Annotated in this window: 24 protein-coding genes; 2 read left to right on the top strand and 22 right to left on the bottom strand. The window is 62.8% G+C overall.

Annotation, left to right across the window (positions count from 1 at the left end; all coding sequences use genetic code 11):
* Positions 1 to 188: 188 nt before the first annotated feature.
* From AO716_RS02520 to AO716_RS02505, 4 genes are all read right to left on the bottom strand, one after another.
* Positions 189 to 947 carry a glycerophosphodiester phosphodiesterase gene (locus AO716_RS02520; protein ID WP_055239371.1) on the bottom strand — a complete coding sequence of 253 codons (759 nt, stop codon included), beginning with the start codon at positions 945 to 947 and terminating at the stop codon, positions 189 to 191.
* A complete protein-coding gene (locus AO716_RS02515) occupies positions 944 to 2,323 on the bottom strand; it encodes an ABC transporter substrate-binding protein (RefSeq protein WP_055239370.1) in 1,380 nt (459 codons plus the stop codon). Before AO716_RS02515 ends, AO716_RS02520 begins: the two co-directional genes overlap by 4 nt.
* An 89-nt stretch (positions 2,324 to 2,412) precedes the next feature.
* Entirely contained in the window at positions 2,413 to 3,282 is an 870-nt protein-coding gene (locus tag AO716_RS02510; RefSeq protein ID WP_055239369.1) for a carbohydrate ABC transporter permease, read from the bottom strand.
* Positions 3,279 to 4,274: a carbohydrate ABC transporter permease gene (locus tag AO716_RS02505; RefSeq protein ID WP_082413255.1), complete on the bottom strand. Its 996-nt coding sequence runs from the start codon at positions 4,272 to 4,274 to the stop codon at positions 3,279 to 3,281. The genes AO716_RS02510 and AO716_RS02505 overlap by 4 nt, the downstream gene beginning before the upstream one ends.
* A 260-nt stretch (positions 4,275 to 4,534) precedes the next feature.
* Between AO716_RS02505 and AO716_RS02500 the strand changes: the two genes are divergently transcribed.
* Both AO716_RS02500 and AO716_RS02495 read left to right on the top strand, forming a co-directional pair.
* Positions 4,535 to 5,011 carry a DUF2243 domain-containing protein gene (locus AO716_RS02500; protein ID WP_055239367.1) on the top strand — a complete coding sequence of 159 codons (477 nt, stop codon included), beginning with the start codon at positions 4,535 to 4,537 and terminating at the stop codon, positions 5,009 to 5,011.
* Positions 5,011 to 5,820, top strand: a complete 810-nt coding sequence (locus AO716_RS02495) for a cytochrome c oxidase assembly protein (protein WP_055239366.1) — start codon at positions 5,011 to 5,013, stop codon at positions 5,818 to 5,820. Before AO716_RS02500 ends, AO716_RS02495 begins: the two co-directional genes overlap by 1 nt.
* A gap of 30 nt (positions 5,821 to 5,850) precedes the next feature.
* On the opposite strand, the gene map is transcribed toward AO716_RS02495, so the two are convergent.
* The 18 genes from map to rpsS all read right to left on the bottom strand — a co-directional run bounded on the left by map (position 5,851) and on the right by rpsS (position 15,873).
* The gene (gene map, locus AO716_RS02490; protein WP_082413254.1) at positions 5,851 to 6,672 is read right to left on the bottom strand and encodes a type I methionyl aminopeptidase; all 822 of its coding nucleotides are present in this window, start codon (positions 6,670 to 6,672) and stop codon (positions 5,851 to 5,853) included.
* Positions 6,673 to 6,692: 20 nt separating this feature from the next.
* A complete protein-coding gene (locus AO716_RS02485) occupies positions 6,693 to 7,265 on the bottom strand; it encodes an adenylate kinase (RefSeq protein ID WP_055239365.1) in 573 nt (190 codons plus the stop codon).
* Positions 7,262 to 8,575, bottom strand: a complete 1,314-nt coding sequence (secY, locus tag AO716_RS02480) for a preprotein translocase subunit SecY (RefSeq protein ID WP_055239364.1) — start codon at positions 8,573 to 8,575, stop codon at positions 7,262 to 7,264. The genes AO716_RS02485 and secY overlap by 4 nt, the downstream gene beginning before the upstream one ends.
* A 250-nt stretch (positions 8,576 to 8,825) precedes the next feature.
* The gene (gene rplO / locus AO716_RS02475; protein WP_055239363.1) at positions 8,826 to 9,281 is read right to left on the bottom strand and encodes a 50S ribosomal protein L15; all 456 of its coding nucleotides are present in this window, start codon (positions 9,279 to 9,281) and stop codon (positions 8,826 to 8,828) included.
* A 1-nt stretch (position 9,282) separates the two neighbouring features.
* Entirely contained in the window at positions 9,283 to 9,495 is a 213-nt protein-coding gene (rpmD, locus tag AO716_RS02470; RefSeq protein WP_055239737.1) for a 50S ribosomal protein L30, read from the bottom strand.
* On the bottom strand, positions 9,495 to 10,169 hold the full coding sequence (rpsE, locus tag AO716_RS02465) for a 30S ribosomal protein S5 (protein ID WP_191746925.1): 675 nt from the start codon (positions 10,167 to 10,169) through the stop codon (positions 9,495 to 9,497). Before rpsE ends, rpmD begins: the two co-directional genes overlap by 1 nt.
* Before the next feature lie 29 nt (positions 10,170 to 10,198).
* Entirely contained in the window at positions 10,199 to 10,582 is a 384-nt protein-coding gene (rplR, locus tag AO716_RS02460) for a 50S ribosomal protein L18 (RefSeq protein WP_055239361.1), read from the bottom strand.
* Positions 10,583 to 10,584: 2 nt separating this feature from the next.
* Positions 10,585 to 11,121, bottom strand: coding sequence for a 50S ribosomal protein L6 (gene rplF, locus AO716_RS02455; RefSeq protein WP_055239360.1), 537 nt, complete (start codon positions 11,119 to 11,121; stop codon positions 10,585 to 10,587).
* Between the two features lie 18 nt (positions 11,122 to 11,139).
* A complete protein-coding gene (gene rpsH / locus AO716_RS02450) occupies positions 11,140 to 11,538 on the bottom strand; it encodes a 30S ribosomal protein S8 (protein ID WP_055239359.1) in 399 nt (132 codons plus the stop codon).
* An 86-nt stretch (positions 11,539 to 11,624) separates the two neighbouring features.
* On the bottom strand, positions 11,625 to 12,194 hold the full coding sequence (gene rplE, locus AO716_RS02445; RefSeq protein WP_055239358.1) for a 50S ribosomal protein L5: 570 nt from the start codon (positions 12,192 to 12,194) through the stop codon (positions 11,625 to 11,627).
* Positions 12,194 to 12,553, bottom strand: coding sequence for a 50S ribosomal protein L24 (gene rplX / locus AO716_RS02440; protein ID WP_055239357.1), 360 nt, complete (start codon positions 12,551 to 12,553; stop codon positions 12,194 to 12,196). Before rplX ends, rplE begins: the two co-directional genes overlap by 1 nt.
* A 3-nt stretch (positions 12,554 to 12,556) precedes the next feature.
* Positions 12,557 to 12,925: a 50S ribosomal protein L14 gene (gene rplN, locus AO716_RS02435; protein WP_055239356.1), complete on the bottom strand. Its 369-nt coding sequence runs from the start codon at positions 12,923 to 12,925 to the stop codon at positions 12,557 to 12,559.
* A gap of 392 nt (positions 12,926 to 13,317) precedes the next feature.
* Positions 13,318 to 13,623 carry a 30S ribosomal protein S17 gene (gene rpsQ / locus AO716_RS02430; RefSeq protein ID WP_055239355.1) on the bottom strand — a complete coding sequence of 102 codons (306 nt, stop codon included), beginning with the start codon at positions 13,621 to 13,623 and terminating at the stop codon, positions 13,318 to 13,320.
* Positions 13,620 to 13,940: a 50S ribosomal protein L29 gene (gene rpmC / locus AO716_RS17655; RefSeq protein ID WP_055239354.1), complete on the bottom strand. Its 321-nt coding sequence runs from the start codon at positions 13,938 to 13,940 to the stop codon at positions 13,620 to 13,622. The genes rpsQ and rpmC overlap by 4 nt, the downstream gene beginning before the upstream one ends.
* A gap of 2 nt (positions 13,941 to 13,942) precedes the next feature.
* Positions 13,943 to 14,359, bottom strand: coding sequence for a 50S ribosomal protein L16 (gene rplP, locus AO716_RS02420; RefSeq protein WP_055239353.1), 417 nt, complete (start codon positions 14,357 to 14,359; stop codon positions 13,943 to 13,945).
* Positions 14,360 to 15,187, bottom strand: coding sequence for a 30S ribosomal protein S3 (gene rpsC, locus AO716_RS02415; protein ID WP_055239352.1), 828 nt, complete (start codon positions 15,185 to 15,187; stop codon positions 14,360 to 14,362).
* Entirely contained in the window at positions 15,188 to 15,553 is a 366-nt protein-coding gene (rplV, locus tag AO716_RS02410) for a 50S ribosomal protein L22 (RefSeq protein ID WP_055239351.1), read from the bottom strand. It lies immediately after the preceding gene.
* A gap of 38 nt (positions 15,554 to 15,591) precedes the next feature.
* Positions 15,592 to 15,873, bottom strand: a complete 282-nt coding sequence (gene rpsS / locus AO716_RS02405) for a 30S ribosomal protein S19 (RefSeq protein ID WP_055239350.1) — start codon at positions 15,871 to 15,873, stop codon at positions 15,592 to 15,594.
* Between the last annotated feature and the right edge of the window lies 1 nt (position 15,874).

Raw genomic sequence — 15,874 nt, 5'->3', positions numbered from 1 at the left:
ATCCTCCGCTAACGTCTGTGCCGCCCTTAATTGCAGGGGCAGCGGTTTTTGGTGTTAGATGGTCTCTCCCCAAGCCCATCCAGCCGGTCGAAACCGGTTGGAAAAGGGCACGAATGTAGAGACAACCAACAGATAACTCTACGGCACAGGGCCGGATAAGTTAAATCCTGCCGCCGCTGCCGCGTCCGTCAAGGGGTATCCGGGATGCCCGCGATCCAGGCGGCAAGCTCGGCGGGCCGGTCAGTAATGATCCCGTCGACTCCCGCGGCTGCTGCTGCCGCCCACTGCTCCGGCAGGTTCAGTGTCCAGGTGCAGACTTTCACGCCCGCAGCCTGGAGGGCTGAAACCAGCTGCGGCGATGCTTCCAGGACACCCCCGTGGGGGTTGCAGTAGCCGGCACCGGTTTCTGCCAGGAAGCCAAGGAGGTGCTGCTCCTCCCCCGGAGCGGGGGGCAGCGTGATGAGCAGCCCGCGGTCAATGTCCGGTGCCGCCGCCTGAAGGCTGCGGAGAGTGCGCGGAGAAAAACCCTGCAGCACGCAGCGTCCGCCGAGACCTGCATCCCGCAGCATGCCGGCCGCGGGTGCGGCCTGGTCCGGTGTCCAATCGCCCTTGAACTCGAGCAGCCAGCGCAGCCCGGTGTTCCGGGCGGCAAAGTCCACCAGGTCTTCGAGCCTGGGAATGGGTTCCCCGGCGAAGATCGGCGAGAACCAGCTTCCCGCGTCTGCCTGGCCCAGTTCCGGGGCAGTCAGCTCGTCAACCCGGCCGGCCCGGCCACCCGTGCGGTCAAGGGTCTGGTCGTGGATCAGCACGACGGCTCCGTCCGCGCTGAGCTGCAGATCGGTCTCGATCATCCCCGCCCCTGCAGCCGCAGCCGAGGCGAAGGCAGCCAGGGTGTTTTCCGGTGCCTGTGCAGAGTTGCCGCGATGGGCAATGTTCAGCAGGTTCACAGGTACGGCTCAACGTTCTGCTCGAAGGACTTGGCAATGGCATCCGATGCCGCCGCGAAGGCTTCGGCCGCCGGAGTGTCCTGAAGCATGATCTTCTCCAGGGCGGTGGTCAAGTGCTGGTCGCCGGATGGCACGAAGGAGCGTGCCCAGTCCTGTACCCGGGTTGTGCCCAGCTGGTCGACGGCGGTACGGAACTGCGGTGCCTTGGCATAGACCGCCTGCATCTCGGCGCCGTCCGCGGCAGAGGTCCGCACCGGCATGTACCCGGTGTTCGCGGAGAAGTAGGCGGTCTGCTCCGGCTCGCCGATGAACTGCAGGAACATGGCCGCTGCCAGCTGCTGCTCGGGAGACTTCTCCGCGGCGATGGCAATGCCTGTTCCACCCGTAGGACACGCGGGCCCCGCAGGACCTTCGGGAAGGAAGCCCGTACCGACGTCGAACTTCGCCGCTTCCATAATCCCGCTCAGCGATCCGGTGGAAGCGATGGTGCAGGCGCTCACTCCGGCGGTGAAGTCCGCTACGTAGTCAGCGGCCGAAACCGCCACGCTCCTGCGCTCGTGGATCATCCCACGCAGGAACTCTCCTGCTTCGAGTGTCCTGGGATCGTCCAGGGTGAGGGTCCAGTCCTTGGAGTACTGCCCGCCCATGCCCCACATGATGTTGCAGAACCACCAGGCAGACCAGGAGGTGTCCGATCCGAGGGCCATGGGGACGGCACCGCCGTTGGCCTCTGCCAGGGCCGGCGCCCAGGAGTTGTACTCTTCCCAGGTTTTCGGCGCACGGTCGGGCAGTCCCGCCGCCGCGAACAGGTCGCGGTTGTAATAGAACAGCGGGGTGGACCGGGCGTATGGGAAGGCCCAGTGGTTCCCGTTGAACTCGTAGTCGTTGTACAGGCCGGTGTTGTAGTCGGCCGTTTCGATCCCCAGGTGTGCGGCTACGTCGTCGACGGGCAGGATCTGCCCGTTGATCATGTAGCGGAACCACCAGACATCGCTGGCGCCTACGAGGTCCGGAACGTTGTTTGTGCCGGCCGATGCCTGGAAGCGCTGGGCAACTTCGTCGTAATCGGCGCCGGCGGTCACCAGCTCCACCTCAATGCCGGTCTTGGCTGTGAACCGGCGGATGAGTTCCTCCTCGATCGGCTTCGAGGCACCGGGGTGGTTGGACCACCAGGTGATTTTGCCGGCGGCGTTGATGGACGCCCAGTCGGTTCCGGCAGTTTCCATTGCTCCTCCGGTGCCGGCAGTGGACGGTCCGCCGCAGGCTGCCAGGGCGGCGGTCCCGCCCAGGAGCCCGGCAAGGGCCAGCATGCTGCGGCGGGTCAGCCCGCCGGCGGGAGCTGCTGCGGCGACGGCGGGGGCAAGACGCTTGTTCATGGTTTCCTTCGGTTATGTAGCGGAAAGCGGGGCAATGAAAGAAAGGAGATCGGGACAGGTGGGATACGGGGGCGGGTATACGGACGGGGTCAGCCGGTCACGGCACCTGCGGTCAGGCCGGAAACGATCCGGCGCTGGAGAACGAAGAACAGGGCCAGGACGGGAACCGTAATGAGCACAGTTCCAGCCATCAGCACGCCCCAGTTGGTAACGCCGTCGTTGTTCTGCAGCAGCGTCAGCCCTACGGGCAGCGTCATCATCTCCGCGCGGTCCACTACCAGCAGCGGCCAGAGGTACTCGTTCCATTCGTTGACCACGGAGACCAGGGCAACTGCCGCGATCGTGGGCGCTGACATGGGAACCACAAACTGGAACAGCCTGCGCAGGTGGCCGGCGCCGTCAAGCACCGCGGCTTCCATGACCGACTGCGGCAGGGAGAGGAAGTGCTGGCGGAACAGGAAGGTTCCGAAGGCACTGGCCAGCCCCGGAAGGATGATGCCCTGGTAGGTATTGAGCCAGCCCAGTTCCGCCACCAGCGTGTAGTTCGGGATGATCACAATCTGCTGCGGAACGAGCAGGGCGAAGATGACGACGGCGAAGAACACCTTCTTGAACGGCACATCCAGGAAGACCAGGGCATAGGCAGTGGTGAGGCCCAGGAGAATCTTGAGCCCGGCACCGATCACGGTTACCAGCAGCGAATTGGCAAAGAAGGCTCCGAACGGGACGCGTTCAAGTGCTGCCGCATAGTTGGACAGGTCCCATCCGGCGGGCAGCCACTGAATTGGCACTGTGTAGATCTCATCCGGTTCCTTGAAGCTGGCCAGCATCATCCAGACCAGCGGCAGGATCATGACGGCGACGGCGGCCGCCAGGGCAGCGTAGCCGGCCGGACGTCTCCGGGTTCCGGGACCACCGGGCCGCCGGGCGGTCAGGGCGGGGCGCACAGCGTTGCTCACGAGTAATGCACCTTCCGTTCAACGAACTTCAGCTGCAGCAGGGTTACGGCGAGGAGCACCAGGAACAGGATGGTCGCGATCGCCGACGAGTAGCCGGCGGTCCCGGCTACGAAGCCCTGCTGGTAGATCTGGTACATCATGGTGGTGGTGCCTTCCAGCGGTCCGCCCCTGGTCATGGCCTGAATGATGTCGAAGGACTGCAGTGAGCTGAGCAGGGTCGTCACCGAGAGGAAGAAAGTGGTTGGCCCCAGCAGCGGAAGGGTTATTCCCGCCAGCGTCCTCAGCCGTCCCGCCCCGTCCAGGGACGCGGCTTCCAGCAGGTCCCTGGGAATTGCCTGCAGGCCCGCCAGATAAATGAGGGCCACGTAGCCCACGTTTTTCCAGAGGTAGACGATGATGACCATGGCCAGTGCGTAGCCGGGATCGTTGTACCAGTCCGGCGAGGACAGGCCAAAGGCCTGCAGCAGCGCGGACGTGACACCAAAGTTCGGGTCAAAGACAAAGAGCCAAAGCAGTCCGACGGCGACGCCGGAGAGCACGTACGGCGCGACGACGATGGTTCGGGCTGCTCCCCTGAGCTTGAGCCTGCTGTTCAGGAGCAGGGCAAGGGCAAGTCCGATGACCATCCCTCCGCCCACGGTAGCCAGGGTGAAGATGAGGGTTACGGTGATGACCTGCGGGGTGCCGGGTGCGGTCAGCCAGTCGGTGTAGTTCCGGAAACCGACTGGACGGGCGATTGCCGAACCGATGTTCCACTGGAGCGTGGAGTAATACAGGGACTGAAGCAGCGGCTTGAAGGTGAAGACCAGCAGGAGCACGATGTTCGGGCCGGCCAGCAGCGCGAACAGGAGCCAGTTTGAGGGTTTGTTCCGGCGCCGCGCGTCCGGCCGCCGTGCTTCGGCGCGGCGGGGCGGCATGCCGGCCCGCGCGGACCCGTTTCCCGGACCGCTGGCGGCGGCCTGGCCGGGTGGGGACAAAGTGGAAGATGACATAACAGGTGCGAACCTTCGTCGGGAGATGATTGACGCCTTCAGCGTAGGTTTCAGCCCCGCGGCAAACGGCCGGAACCAGGGCATTTGAAGAAGACTTCAGCGTCCGTTGGAAGTGCTTTCAGCCGGAGTTAACAGGGCGTTCATTTAGTGACGCGGCCACCGCTCGTCTCCACTGCGGGTCTTGGTCCGTGTTCCCCGCCGGCGGGTCCTGCGCGTCCGTCCTGCTGCCATGCCGGAACACTCTTGCTAGGGTCGGGGCCATGAATTCCCCACGCACCGAAGTACTCAGGCCGGCCCGCAGGAACGTGCTTTCCGGAGTCCTGGTGGGTATTGGCGTCGCAGCGTTCGTCGACGAGGTGGTATTCCACCAGCTGCTGCAGTGGCATCACTTCTATGACAAGTCCACCGCTTCCGTTGGCCTGTTCTCTGACGGCCTGTTCCACGCGTTTGGCTGGTTTGCCATAGTCGCCGGCCTGTTCCTGTTCGCTGACCTTCGACGCCACAACGTCCTGAACCCGGCGCGCTGGGCCGGCGCAGTGCTTCTGGGCACCGGTGCCTTCCAGTTTTATGACGGCACTATCCAGCACAAGCTGCTGACCCTGCACCAGATCCGCTATGACGTTGAGCTTCTGCCCTACGACCTGGCCTGGAATATTGCTGCTGTGGTCATGATTGCGGCGGGGATATTCCTGCTGCTGCGGACGCGGGCAGCGGCCGCAGGCGAACCTGGACGCTAATGCAGCATCCTTCGGGCGCCTTTCCGGTCGAAGTTCTCTTCCTGGTCCCGGCCTGCGCAGCTGCCGCCGCCTATGTGGCCGGCGCCTGTTCGCCCAGGGCCAGGGGGTGGCCGCTGCACCGTACTGTCCTGTTCATTCTGGGCGTGGTCCTGGCGCTGCTGACGGTCCTTGGTCCGCTGCCCGGCCTGGCCCACGGCAACTTCACTCTGCTGGCACTTTCCCACGTCATTGCCGGCATGCTTGTACCCCTGCTGCTGGTGTTTTCCCGGCCCGTGACCCTCGCTCTGCGGTCCATGGACCGGATGCCGGCGCTCCGGACCGTAAGGATCCTGCGCAGCGCTCCGGCCCGGATACTCGCCAACCCGCTCACTGCGACGGTGCTGAACCTCGGCGGCATGTACCTGATGTTCCGGACTCCGCTCTTTGATGCGATGCGCGCTTACGCACCGGTGCACTGGATCGTCACGTTCCATCTGGTGGCAGCGGGCTACCTGTGGACCGCGGCGCTGATCGGACGTGACCCTAATCCCCACCGGGCAGGCCTGCGGCTGCGGGCCGGTGTCCTGGTGTTCACTGCTGCGGCGCACAACATCCTGGCCAAGTCGCTGTACGCCCAGCCACCCGCAGGTATTCCTGCGGGTGAAGCCGAGACAGGGGCCATGGCAATGTACTACGCCGGCGGAGCCGTCGAGCTGGCCGTCATGGTCGTCTTCTGTCTTCAGTGGTACCGGCGGTCCGCCCCAAGGGACGATTCCGCGGCCGCCGCCGCACCGCCGTACCGGGAAACGCAGAAGGGCCTGTCCCGCTAAAAGCGGAACAGGCCCTTCTGCAGAGCTGCCTTACGGAATCGGCACGGGGGTCACGCCCAGGGGCGCAAGCCGCGACGCACCGCCGTCGGGCGACGTAAGCACCCAGATCCCCTTTTCGTGGATCGCAACTGAATGCTCCCACTGGCAGGAACGGGCGCCGTCGGTGGTAACGACGGTCCAGTCATCATCCAGCGTGGCCGTTTCAATGCCGCCGCGAACGAGCATGGGCTCGATCGCCAGGCACATCCCGGCCTTCAGCTTCGGTCCCCGGTGGCTCGTGCGGTAATTGAGCACATCCGGAGCCTGATGCATTTCCGAGCCGATGCCGTGTCCGACGTAGTCCTCGAGGATTCCCAGCGGTTTCCCCGGAACGGAACTGACGTAGTCATCGATGGCGGCACCGATGTCCCCGACAAACCGGCCCTTGGCTGCAGCCGCGATGCCGTGCCACATGGCGTTCTCGGTGACGTCGGAGAGCCGCTGGTCCTCCGGATCAGCTGTACCGACAATGACGGTGCGTGCCGAGTCGGAGTGCCAGCCGTCCACGATGGCACCGCCGTCGATGGAGATAATGTCGCCGTCGGCCAGTACCCGGTTCCCGGGGATGCCGTGAACGACTTCCTCATTCACCGAGGTGCAGATGGTGGCCGGGAAATCGTAATACCCGAGGAAGTTCGACGTCGCCCCCGCCTCGGCGAGCACTCCGGCGAAGACCTGGTCGATCTCTGCCGTGGTGATGCCGGGGCGGGCGGCTGCAACCGCCGCGTCCAGTGCCTTGATCAGCACCAGGCCTGCCTCGCGCATGGTGCGCATCTGCGCATTGGTTTTGTACTGGATCCGTGGCTGGGCCAACGTCTCGCCTTCTGTCTGTTCTAGCTGGTCTGCTTGAGTGCCTGCATGACGCGCTCGGTAACCTCGTCGATGTCGCCCAGGCCGTCAACGCGGGTAACGATTCCGCGCTTCTCGTAGGCGTCGACGACGTCGGCTGTCTGCTGCTTGTACAGCTCGAGGCGGTGCCGGATGACTTCTTCGTTGTCGTCGGTCCGGCCCTCGATCTCCGCACGGCGGAGCAGGCGGGAAACCAGTTCCTCGTCGTCGGCCGTCAGCAGCAGCACGGCGTCAAGGCTGTCGCCGCCGGCTGCAAGGATGTCATCGAGCTCTTCGACCTGCGCAACAGTGCGCGGGTAGCCGTCGAGCAGGAAGCCCTCCGTAACGTCTTCTTCCAGGAGCCGGGCACGGACCATGTTGTTGGTGACCTCGTCCGGCACGAAGTTTCCGGCGTCGATGTACTTCTTGGCTTCGATGCCGAGCGGGGTCAGGTTCTTCACATTGGAGCGGAAGATGTCTCCCGTTGAAATCGCGCTGACACCAAGGCGTTCGGAGATGCGGGAAGCCTGTGTTCCCTTGCCGGCACCGGGAGGCCCAATAATGAGCAGACGTGTCATCGCAATAACCCTTCGTAGTGACGCTGCTGGAGCTGCGCGTCAATTTGTTTGACCGTCTCGAGTCCCACACCAACCATGATGAGGATCGAGGTTCCGCCGAACGGGAAGTTCTGGTTTGCCCCGACCAGCACCAGGGCAATCAGCGGAATAAGGGCAACAATGCCCAAATACATGGCGCCGGGCAGGGTAATGCGGGAAAGCACGTACTGCAGGTATTCGGCGGTGGGGCGGCCGGCACGGATGCCGGGAATGAAACCGCCGTACTTCTTCATGTTTTCCGATACTTCCTCCGGATTGAAGGTGATCGACACGTAGAAGTACGTGAAGAACACGATCATCAGGAAGTACACGGCCATGTACAGCGGGTGGTCTCCGCTGGTCAGGTAGTTGTTGATCCAGACAACCCATTCCGGCGGAGCAGAGCCGTCCGAAGGGGTGTTGAACTGAGCCAGCAGGGAGGGCAGGTACAGCATGGAGGACGCAAAGATCACGGGGATCACGCCGGCCATGTTGACCTTGATGGGGATGTAGGTGTTCGTGCCGCCGACCGTGCGGCGCCCAACCATACGCTTGGCGTACTGGACCGGGACACGGCGCTGGGACTGTTCCACGAAGATCACCAGCGCAACCGTCACGATACCGATCGCGATTACGCCCAGGAAGATGGTCCAGCCCTGTGCGGACAGGATAGCTCCGAGCGCGCTCGGGAAGCTGGCAACGATCGAGGTGAAGATCAGCAGGGACATGCCGTTGCCGACGCCCTTTTCGGTGACAAGCTCACCCATCCACATGATCAGGCCGGTGCCGGCCGTCAGCGTGATGATCAGCAGCAGGATGGTGATGATGTTGTCGTCCGGGATGATCGGCACGGAGCACATGTTGTTGAACAGTGCGCCCGAACGGGCCAGCGAGACCACGGTGGTTGCATTCAGCAGGCCCAGTGCGATGGTCAGGTAGCGGGTGTACTGCGTGAGCGTGGACTGACCCTGCTGGCCTTCCTCATACAGTGCCTGGAAGTGAGGGATCACCACGCGCAGCAGCTGCACGATGATGCTGGCGGTGATGTACGGCATGATGCCGAGGGCGAAGACTGAGACCTGCAGCAGGGCGCCGCCGCTGAAGAGGTTTACGAACTCGTAGAGGCCACCGGAAGTGGCACCAAGAGCCAAGCACTGCTGCACATTGCCGTAGTCAACACCCGGGGCCGGGATAAAAGCACCCATGCGGAAGATAGTGATGATTCCCAGCGTAAACAACAGCTTGCGTCGCAGGTCTGGCGTCCGGAAAGCCCGGCCAATAGCGCTAAGCAAGCGTCCTCCTGAAGAAAGTGTGGAAATGAGTCCCGGCGGGACTTGAACAAAACCTGAGTCTATCCGCTCAGGGCCGCTGTTGCGTTATCGAACATGGCAGCGGCGGGAGCGTTAAAGGCACCAAGCCCCCGGCTGGCCGTTTAAAGGCCTTCCGGGAGCTTAGTAGCACGCAGGTGTGCGCACAACCCGCTGCCGGCACCCGGGAAAACCCGGGGCCGGCAGCGGAGAAGTGCACGGAAAGTCACGGAGCTTAGAGCGCCGTGGTCGATCCGCCTGCTGCAGCGATCTTTTCAGCGGCGCTGGCAGAGAATGCATCTGCCTTCACATCAACCTTGACGGTGATGTCGCCGGTGCCCAGCACCTTGACGGGCTGGTTCTTGCGCACGGCACCCTTGGCAACGAGGGCCTCAACGGTGACCTCGCCTCCTTCGGGGAACAGCTCAGAGATCTTGTCCAGGTTTACAACCTGGAACTCGACCTTGAACGGGTTCTTGAAGCCGCGCAGCTTCGGCAGGCGCATGTGCAGCGGCAGCTGCCCGCCTGCGAAACCGGCCTTGACCTGGTAGCGGGCAGCCGTACCCTTGGTACCGCGGCCTGCGGTCTTACCCTTGGAACCTTCACCGCGGCCAACACGGGTTTTAGCCGTCTTGGCACCCGGAGCAGGACGCAGGTGGTGGACCTTCAGAGCTTTGTTATCTTCGGCCATGTTACTTCGCCTCCTCAACCTTCACGAGGTGCGGAACCGTGTTGATCATGCCAACGGTCACGGCATCTGCACTGCGGACGACGGAGTCGCCGATGTGCTTCAGGCCGAGTGAACGCAGCGTGTCGCGCTGATTCTGCTTACCACCGATGGTGGACTTAATCTGGGTGATTTCCAGCTGTGCCGAGCTGACGGCAACGCGCTTCGGAGTAGTCATCATGCACCAGCCTTCTGCATGTTGCGGATCATCGCTGCGGGAGCAACTTCGTCCAGCGGCAGGCCACGGCGGGCAGCCACAGCCTGGGGCTCTTCGAGGCGCTTCAGCGCGTCAACCGTGGCGTGCACGATGTTGATCGCGTTGGAGGAACCCAGCGACTTGGACAGCACGTCGTGGATACCGGCGCACTCGAGGATGGCTCGGACCGGACCACCGGCGATAACGCCGGTACCCGGGGAAGCCGGACGGAGCAGGACAACGCCTGCGGCTGCCTCGCCCTGCACCAGGTGCGGGACGGTGCCGGCAATGCGGGGAACGCGGAAGAAGGACTTCTTCGCTTCCTCGACTGCCTTGGCGATAGCCGAAGGAACTTCCTTTGCCTTGCCGTAGCCAACGCCGACCATGCCGTTGCCGTCACCGACAACTACCAGAGCGGTGAAGCTGAAGCGACGACCACCCTTGACCACCTTGGCGACGCGGTTGATGGTAACGACGCGTTCAATGAACTTGTCCTTGTCATCGTTGCGTCCGCCGTCGCGTCCGCCGCGTCCGCCGCGGTCACGGCCTCCACGGTCAGAGCGCTGCTCGCCCCGGCGGCCGCCGCGGCGGTCGTCGGTGCCTGCGGCAGCGGTTTCCTTGGTCTCAGTTGCCTCAGCAGATGTAGCTTCAGTCACCTGATTTTCCTTTTCCTTGTTTGCCTCGGTCACAGTGCCAGCCCACCTTCGCGTGCGCCGTCTGCAACAGCCGCGATGCGGCCGTGGTAGCGGTTGCCGCCGCGGTCAAACACCACGGCTTCGACGCCGGCAGCCTTGGCACGTTCGGCAACGAGCTCGCCGACGCGCTTCGACTTGGCAGTCTTGTCGCCCTCCATGGAACGCAGATCTGCTTCCATGGTGGACGCGGATGCAACGGTTACGCCGCGGCTGTCATCGACAACCTGGACGAACACGTGGCGCGAAGAGCGGTTGACGACCAGGCGCGGACGGGCCGCGGTGCCGGCAATGCGCTTGCGGATCCGCAGCTGACGGCGGCTCCGGGAAGCGGCCTTGCTCTTGGAATTGCGCTTCTTATTGATGCTGATGGCCATGATTACTTACCAGCCTTTCCGACCTTGCGGCGGACAATCTCGCCGGCGTAACGAATGCCCTTGCCCTTGTAGGGGTCAGGCTTGCGCAGCTTGCGGATGTTGGCGGAAACCTCGCCGACCTGCTGCTTGTCAATGCCGGAAACGGTGAGCTTGGTCGGGCCCGTAACGGTGAGCGTGATGCCCTCCGGAGCCTTCACGGATACCGGGTGGCTGTAGCCCAGGGCGAACTCGAGGTCCGAGCCCTTGGCCTGCACACGGTAACCGGTGCCAACGATTTCCAGGTCCTTCTTGTAGCCTTCGGTCACACCGGTGATCATGTTGGAGATCAGGGTGCGGGTCAGGCCGTGGAGGGAACGGGATTCGCGCTCGTCATTGGGGCGGGCGACGGTGATGGTGTTCTCGTCCATGGAAACCGAGATCGGGCTGGGCACAACGTGGCTCAGCTCGCCCTTGGAACCCTTGACCGTGACGGTGTTGCCATCAATGGCAACGTCGACACCGGCGGGGACAGAGATGGGCAGACGTCCAATACGTGACATTATTCTTTCCCTTCCCTGCTACCAGACGTAGGCGAGGACTTCCCCACCCACACCCTTCTTGGCGGCCTGGCGGTCGGTCAGCAGACCTGACGACGTCGACAGGATGGCGATACCCAGCCCGCCCAGAACGCGCGGCAGGTTGGTGGACTTTGCGTATACACGCAGGCCCGGCTTGGAGATGCGGCGGACGCCAGCAATCGAACGCTCGCGGTTCGGACCGAACTTGAGGTCCAGGGTCAGCGTCTTGCCAACCTGTGCCTCTTCTTCCTTCCAGCCGGCGATGTAGCCTTCGGCCTTCAGGATGTCGGCAACGCGTGCCTTCAGCTTGCTGTACGGCATGGACACGGTGTCGTGGTATGCCGAGTTTGCATTGCGCAGACGCGTGAGCATGTCTGCGACAGGATCTGTCATTGTCATGTGGGCTCTAGCCCTCCCTCGTAACGGTTTCTGCTGCTCGGCGCAAAGCGTGCCCTGCGTTAAGCAACAGACCTTTTACGTAGTAATTAATCTTCGGATTTGAACGGGAAGCCGAGCGCCTTCAGCAGCGCGCGTCCCTCGTCATCGGTCTTGGCGGTGGTAACCACGGTGATGTCCATGCCGCGTACGCGGTCGATCTTGTCCTGATCGATTTCGTGGAACATCGACTGCTCGGTCAGACCGAACGTGTAGTTGCCGTTGCCGTCGAACTGTTTGCCGCTCAGGCCGCGGAAGTCGCGGATACGCGGGAGCGCCAGGGTGACCAGGCGGTCCACGAATTCCCACATGCGGTCGCCGCGCAGCGTAGCGTGCGCACCGATCGGCATGCCTTCGCGCAGCTTGAACTGTGCGATCGACTTGCGTGCCTTGGTGATCTGCGGCTTCTGGCCGGTGATGGCCGTCAGGTCGCGTACAGCACCGTCAATGAGCTTGGAGTCCTTAGCGGCATCTCCAACACCCATGTTCACAACGACCTTGACGAGGCGCGGAACCTGGTTGACGTTTGCGTAGTTGAATTCGTCCTGCAGAGTCTGCTTGATTTCCGCTGCGTAGCGGGTCTTCAGACGGGGAACGATCTTGGTGACAGTCTCAGTCATTAGAGGTCCTTCCCAGAGCCCTTGGCGACGCGGATGCGCACGGTGCGGGTCCGGCCGTCTTTTTCGACGATTTCGGTGCGGTAGCCAACGCGGGTGGGCTTCTTCGTCTCGGGATCCACAACGGCCACGTTGGAAACGTGGATCGGGGCTTCAACAACCTCGATGCCGCCGGTCTTGGAACCACGGGAGGACTGGCCAACCTTGGTGTGCTTGGTGACGCGGTTGATGCCCTCTACGAGCACGCGGTTGGTCTCCGGGAAAACCTTCAGTACCTTGCCCTGCTTGCCGCGGTCTCCGCCGCGCTCAGCCTTGGCACCGGTGATGACCTGAACCAGGTCACCCTTCTTGATCTTTGCCATGATCTACAGCACCTCCGGAGCCAGCGAAATGATCTTCATGAACTTCTTGTCGCGAAGTTCGCGGCCGACCGGGCCGAAGATACGGGTACCGCGGGGGTCGCCGTCATTCTTCAAGATCACTGCAGCGTTCTCATCGAACTTGATGTAGGAACCGTCCTGGCGGCGGCGTTCCTTCTTGGTACGGACGATGACGGCCTTGACCACATCGCCCTTCTTGACGTTGCCGCCGGGAATTGCATCCTTGACGGTGGCAACAATGGTGTCGCCAATGCCTGCGTAGCGACGGCCGGATCCACCGAGAACGCGGATGGTCAAGATTTCCTTGGCACCCGTGTTGTCGGCGACCTTCAGTCGCGACTCCTGCTGAATCACTTATTACTCCTGTCGTCGCGCCGGTTCTCAGTGTTTCCTGAGCCTTGCGGAACGGATATGGGTGGACCCCGTAATACTGGTACTCAGCACCGGCCCCTACGGGCCGCTCTGCAGCGCAAGCCGCAGCACCATGCTGAACAAGATTATCGGGCTTTTGTCTTATTCGGCGGTGAGGATGGGTGTCCAAAAGAGGACATGCTTCCGCACCACACAGACAAGATTTCAAGTTTACCGCGAAAGGGCCCCGGAAACGAAATCGAATGATTCCGCCGCCGGGGCCCTGACGCTTTGGACGGCGCCTGCGTGCCGAAGGAGCTGCTTCTCAGCCTCTCCCCCGGCACACGCTCCGGCCTGTTATGTGCTTTGCAGCTACTGTGCCTTTCGGCGTTTGGCTACTTGGCCTTTTCGATGATCTCGACCAGGCGCCACCGCTTGGTAGCGGAGAGCGGGCGGGTCTCGGCGATCAGCACGAGGTCACCAATGCCGGCAGCGTTCTGCTCGTCATGTGCCTTGCGCTTCTCGGTGCGGCGAAGAACCTTGCCGTACAGCGCGTGCTTCACGCGGTCTTCAACCTCGACGACAATGGTCTTGTCCATCTTGTCGGAGACCACGTAGCCGCGAGCGGTCTTCCGGTACCCGCGGGCATCGGCTCCGTTTGCGTCAGTTGTCACTGCTGCCTCATTCTTGTTTTCGCTCATTTGGCATCATCCTCGGCAACCGCAGCTTCGGACTCCGCAGCCTTCTTCTTGGACTTCTTCTTCTCGGGGGCTGCTTCCTCGACGGGAGCAACTGCCTCGGGACGAATTCCCAGTTCACGCTCACGCAGCACCGTGTAGATGCGGGCGATGTCGCGCTTTACGGCACGGAGCCGTCCGTTGTTTTCCAGCTGGCCGGTGGCCGACTGGAAACGGAGGTTGAACAGCTCCTCCTTGGCCTTGCGCAGTTCTTCAACGAGACGCTCGTTGTCGAACCCGTCCAGCTGATCAGTTGCAAGTTCCTTTGAACCGATAGCCATTGCTATTCACCACCCTCGCGACGCACAATGCGTGCCTTCAACGGCAGCTTATGGATCGCCAGGCGCAGTGCCTCGCGAGCTACCTCTTCGGAAACACCGGAGAGTTCGAACAGAACCCGCCCCGGCTTGACGTTTGCAACCCACCACTCCGGCGAACCCTTACCGGAACCCATACGGGTTTCAGCAGGCTTCTTCGTCAGCGGACGGTCCGGGTAGATGTTGATCCAGACCTTGCCGCCGCGCTTGATGTGGCGCGTCATGGCAATACGTGCAGCTTCAATCTGGCGGTTGGTTACGTATGCAGGCGTAAGAGCCTGGATACCCCATTCACCGAAGCTGACAGCGGTGCCACCGGTTGCAGCGCCGGAACGACCCGGGTGGTGCTGCTTGCGGTACTTGACTCGACGTGGGATAAGCATTTAAGCCTGTCCTCCTTCTGCTGCGGGGGCAGCTGCCTCAGCGGCCGGAGCCTCTGCAGCAGGCGCGGCGGCCTTGTCGCCGCGGTCGTTACGACGACGACGGTCCCCACGGTCGGCCGGGCCGCGGCCCGGACGGTCGTTGGAACGTCCGCGGGACGGTGCAGCAGCCTGCTGTGCAGCCAGTTCCTTGGAAGTGACGTCGCCCTTGTAGATCCAGACCTTCACGCCAATGCGGCCGAAGGTGGTCTTGGCTTCGAAGAAGCCGTAGTCGATGTTCGCGCGGAGGGTATGCAGGGGCACACGGCCTTCGCGGTAGAACTCCGAGCGGCTCATTTCAGCGCCACCCAGGCGGCCGGAGCACTGGATACGGATACCCTTTGCGCCTGCACGCTGTGCGGACTGAATTGCCTTCTTCATCGCACGGCGGAAAGCCACGCGGGAAGAGAGCTGCTCTGCAACACCCTGGGCAACCAGCTGTGCTTCCATCTCGGGGTTCTTGACCTCGAGGATGTTCAGCTGGACCTGCTTGCCGGTGAGCTTTTCGAGCTCGCCGCGGATGCGGTCTGCTTCGGCGCCGCGGCGGCCGATCACGATGCCCGGACGTGCAGTGTGGATATCCACACGGACACGGTCGCGGGTGCGCTCGATCTCAACCTTGGCGATGCCGGCGCGGTCCATGCCGGTGGACATCAGCTGACGGATCTTGATGTCCTCGCGGACGAAGTCCTTGTAACGCTGGCCCGGCTTGTTGCTGTCAGCAAACCAGTGCGAAACGTGATCAGTGGTGATGCCGAGTCGGAACCCGTGCGGGTTTACCTTCTGTCCCACTTAACGGTCCTCCTCGTTCTCGGGGGTTGCGACAACCACGGTGACGTGGCTGGTCCGCTTGTTGATGCGGTAGGCGCGGCCCTGGGCCCGCGGCTGGAACCGCTTCATGGTGGGTCCTTCGTCAACGAATGCTTCGCTGATGTAGAGGTCACCTTCGTCGAAGGCCACGCCGTCACGGTCCGCGAGGACACGTGCGTTGGCCATTGCCGACTGAACTACCTTGAATACCGGCTCCGAAGCTGCCTGGGGGGCAAACTTCAGAATTGCCAATGCCTCATTCGCTTGCTTGCCACGAACAAGGTTGACGACGCGCCGGGCCTTCATAGGCGTTACGCGGATATGACGCGCAATTGCCTTGGCTTCCATTGCTTTCCTTCTCTCGTCTTCTGCCGAAAGAGCAGCGCCTAGCGGCGCTTGCCCTTGCGGTCGTCCTTCACATGGCCGCGGAATGTACGCGTCAGAGCGAATTCGCCGAGCTTGTGCCCGACCATCGACTCGGTGACAAACACCGGAATGTGCTTGCGTCCGTCGTGCACGGCGATCGTGTGCCCGAGCATGTCGGGGATGATCATCGAGCGGCGGGACCACGTCTTGATGACGTTCTTGGTGCCCTTCTCGTTTTCGGCCTGCACCTTAAGGAAGAGGTGCTGGTCGACGAAGGGGCCTTTCTTCAGGCTGCGTGGCATG

Source organism: Arthrobacter sp. Edens01 (assembly GCF_001307035.1).
Lineage (GTDB): Bacteria > Actinomycetota > Actinomycetes > Actinomycetales > Micrococcaceae > Arthrobacter_B.
This window is presented reverse-complemented; position numbering and strand designations above follow the sequence as displayed.

Excerpts from the sequence above, each read along its gene's own strand:
- rplV (WP_055239351.1), bottom strand. The coding sequence starts at position 15,553 with ATGGAAGCCAAGGCAATTGCGCGTCATATCCGCGTAACGCCTATGAAG.
- rplF (WP_055239360.1), bottom strand. The coding sequence starts at position 11,121 with ATGTCACGTATTGGACGTCTGCCCATCTCTGTCCCCGCCGGTGTCGAC.
- rpmC (WP_055239354.1), bottom strand. The coding sequence starts at position 13,940 with ATGGCTATCGGTTCAAAGGAACTTGCAACTGATCAGCTGGACGGGTTC.
- rplP (WP_055239353.1), bottom strand. The coding sequence starts at position 14,359 with ATGCTTATCCCACGTCGAGTCAAGTACCGCAAGCAGCACCACCCGGGT.
- rplO (WP_055239363.1), bottom strand. The coding sequence starts at position 9,281 with ATGGCCGAAGATAACAAAGCTCTGAAGGTCCACCACCTGCGTCCTGCT.
- rpsS (WP_055239350.1), bottom strand. The coding sequence starts at position 15,873 with ATGCCACGCAGCCTGAAGAAAGGCCCCTTCGTCGACCAGCACCTCTTC.
- rpsQ (WP_055239355.1), bottom strand. The coding sequence starts at position 13,623 with ATGAGCGAAAACAAGAATGAGGCAGCAGTGACAACTGACGCAAACGGA.
- AO716_RS02505 (WP_082413255.1), bottom strand. The coding sequence starts at position 4,274 with ATGTCATCTTCCACTTTGTCCCCACCCGGCCAGGCCGCCGCCAGCGGT.
- rplE (WP_055239358.1), bottom strand. The coding sequence starts at position 12,194 with ATGACTGAGACTGTCACCAAGATCGTTCCCCGTCTGAAGACCCGCTAC.
- AO716_RS02515 (WP_055239370.1), bottom strand. The coding sequence starts at position 2,323 with ATGAACAAGCGTCTTGCCCCCGCCGTCGCCGCAGCAGCTCCCGCCGGC.
- rpmD (WP_055239737.1), bottom strand. The coding sequence starts at position 9,495 with ATGACTACTCCGAAGCGCGTTGCCGTCAGCTCGGCACAGCTGGAAATC.
- AO716_RS02500 (WP_055239367.1), top strand. The coding sequence starts at position 4,535 with ATGAATTCCCCACGCACCGAAGTACTCAGGCCGGCCCGCAGGAACGTG.
- rpsH (WP_055239359.1), bottom strand. The coding sequence starts at position 11,538 with ATGACAATGACAGATCCTGTCGCAGACATGCTCACGCGTCTGCGCAAT.
- AO716_RS02495 (WP_055239366.1), top strand. The coding sequence starts at position 5,011 with ATGCAGCATCCTTCGGGCGCCTTTCCGGTCGAAGTTCTCTTCCTGGTC.
- AO716_RS02485 (WP_055239365.1), bottom strand. The coding sequence starts at position 7,265 with ATGACACGTCTGCTCATTATTGGGCCTCCCGGTGCCGGCAAGGGAACA.
- rplR (WP_055239361.1), bottom strand. The coding sequence starts at position 10,582 with ATGGCCATCAGCATCAATAAGAAGCGCAATTCCAAGAGCAAGGCCGCT.
- rplX (WP_055239357.1), bottom strand. The coding sequence starts at position 12,553 with ATGGCAAAGATCAAGAAGGGTGACCTGGTTCAGGTCATCACCGGTGCC.